Origin of the sequence: Clostridium sp. CAG:43 (assembly GCF_000434655.1) — a bacterium.
In the GTDB taxonomy this organism is placed as follows: Bacteria; Bacillota; Clostridia; order Lachnospirales; family Lachnospiraceae; genus Otoolea; species Otoolea fessa.
In genome coordinates, this window is sequence record NZ_FR894990.1 from 1 (window position 1) to 2,159 (window position 2,159).

Annotated in this window: 2 protein-coding genes and 1 pseudogene; all 3 read right to left on the reverse strand. The window is 49.3% G+C overall.

The genetic code is table 11. The features are described 5' to 3' along the window. Positions 1 to 100: 100 nt before the first annotated feature. Positions 101 to 1,741, reverse strand: coding sequence for a hydroxylamine reductase (gene hcp / locus QVO97_RS00600; RefSeq protein WP_022358505.1), 1,641 nt, complete (start codon positions 1,739 to 1,741; stop codon positions 101 to 103). A 31-nt stretch (positions 1,742 to 1,772) separates the two neighbouring features. After that, complete coding sequence (locus tag QVO97_RS00605) at positions 1,773 to 1,946, reverse strand: hypothetical protein (protein WP_182426183.1); 174 nt, start codon at positions 1,944 to 1,946, stop codon at positions 1,773 to 1,775. A gap of 73 nt (positions 1,947 to 2,019) precedes the next feature. Continuing rightward, positions 2,020 to 2,159, reverse strand: a pseudogene (locus tag QVO97_RS00610) (ATPase); the annotation flags it as partial.

The following is a 2,159-nucleotide window of genomic DNA, read 5'->3' on the forward strand; positions in this document are numbered from 1 at the left end:
CAATCTCCTTCACCAGTTTCAGCTTCGATCTCTTGGTTGTAACAAGTCCCAGATCCCGGCTTTGTTCGATTCCCTCTTATCCAGTTCCGTCCTGTATTTATCACTTCTCCCCGAAAAATAATTCCACATCGCTCTCCACGCTGTCAATCCCCGCGATTCCAAACTTTTCCACCAATACATTTACCACGTTCGGACTTAAAAATGCTGGAAGCGTCGGTCCAAGATGGATATTCTTGATACCGAGTGAGAGAAGCGCCAGAAGAACAATGACCGCCTTCTGCTCATACCATGCAATGTTGTAAATAATCGGCAGGTCGTTGATGTCATCCAGCCCAAAAATCTCCTGCAGCTTCATCGCAATGACCGCCAGGGAATATGAATCATTGCACTGCCCCGCATCCAGGACACGCGGAATTCCTTCAATATCGCCCAGATTCAGCTTATTGTAGCGGTATTTCGCACAGCCAGCCGTCAGAATTACCGTGTCCTCCGGCAGCGCCTTTGCAAAATCGGTGTAGTAAGTGCGGCTCTTAGCACGCCCATCACACCCCGCCATGACGACAAACTTTCGGATTTTTCCCGCTTTGACCGCATCCACTACCTTATCTGCCAGCGCCAGCACCTGTGCATGGGCGAAGCCGCCGACAATCTGCCCCTGCTCAATCCCGGTCGGCGGCTCACAGCGCTTCGCATGCTGGATGATCACTGAAAAATCCTTCTTTCCTCCGATTCCACCGTTGATATACGTGCAGCCCGGATATCCCGCCGCACCGGTTGTGTAGAGACGATCCTTGTAGCTATCCTTCGGCGGCACGATGCAGTTCGTCGTCATCAGGATCGGTCCATTGAACATCTCAAATTCCTCCTTCTGACGCCACCATGCATTGCCGTAATTACCCTTAAAATTCGGATATTTCTTAAATGCCGGATAATACTGCGCCGGAAGCATCTCCGAGTGCGTATATACATCGACGCCGGTTCCCTGCGTCTGCTCCAGAAGCATTTCCATATCGCGCAGATCATGTCCCGAAACAAGAATGCCCGGATTACTTCCGACACCGATATCAACCGTAGTAATCTCCGGATTTCCATAAGTCTCGGTGTTTGCTCGATCCAAAAGCGCCATTCCCCGGACACCATATTCGCCAGTTTCCAGCGTCAGGTGAATCAAATCATCCACACTCAGACCGTCATCCAGCGTCGCCGCAAGCGCCCGCTGTAAAAATGCATCCACCTCCCGGTCCTCCTGCAGCAGGACGTTCGCATGCCGGGTATAGGCAGACAAACCTTTCAAGCCATACGTAATCAAGCTGCGAAGGGAAATAATATCCTCGTTCTGCCCGATCAGAACGCCCGCTTCCGACGCTTTTTTTATAAATTCAGACGGCTCACCTGTCCAGCCAGCCGCCTCCGGCAGATTGTCCCGACGTTCCAGCTGCTCCCACAGTGCCGTCTTCATTTCCAGCGTCTTTTCAATTCTTTTTTCAATCGCTGCCTTATCAAAATTGGCATTCGTGATCGTCGTAAACAGATTTTCGGTAACCAGATGGTTGACCTCATCTGCCACCGCACGCCCCTCCTCTCGAAGCCGTGTCGTCACCGCGCTGATACCCTTCGTCACCCACACAAGCAAATCCTGCATTGCCGCCACATCCGGCTGCTTACCGCAGACACCGACCACCGTACAGCCCTTGCATCCGGCCGTTTCCTGACATTGATAACAAAACATTTTCTGGTCCATTGTTCACTCCTCCTATCGCATCTATCGTGTCTTATATAATCTGCATTTCGCGTGATTTATATTCTTGATAGGGATAGATAACGAAGCTGCCTTCCATATTATCAGCACCATGATTAGCGCCATCAGCGTCAAGAATAGCGTCATCCGTGGTGCTATTTGTCATCTGATTTAAAAGTTCCGGAAGGATTTTTGCAGCCTGATACAATTTTCTGTAATCTCTGCCATAATAAAAATATCTCCATCATTTTACTTGTAATGACGGAGATATTTCGCCCTGCTTATTCTTGTAGCAACCAATCGGCTATATCATGGATTTCGATTCCTTCATAACTATATTTTGGATGTTTGGTTCTGGCAATAATCATTTTCGGATAAGCATCTCGGATCTGAAGCAGAGGAGAGCATTCTCTCTCAAATG

Excerpts from the sequence above, each read along its gene's own strand:
- hcp (WP_022358505.1), bottom strand. The coding sequence starts at position 1,741 with ATGGACCAGAAAATGTTTTGTTATCAATGTCAGGAAACGGCCGGATGC.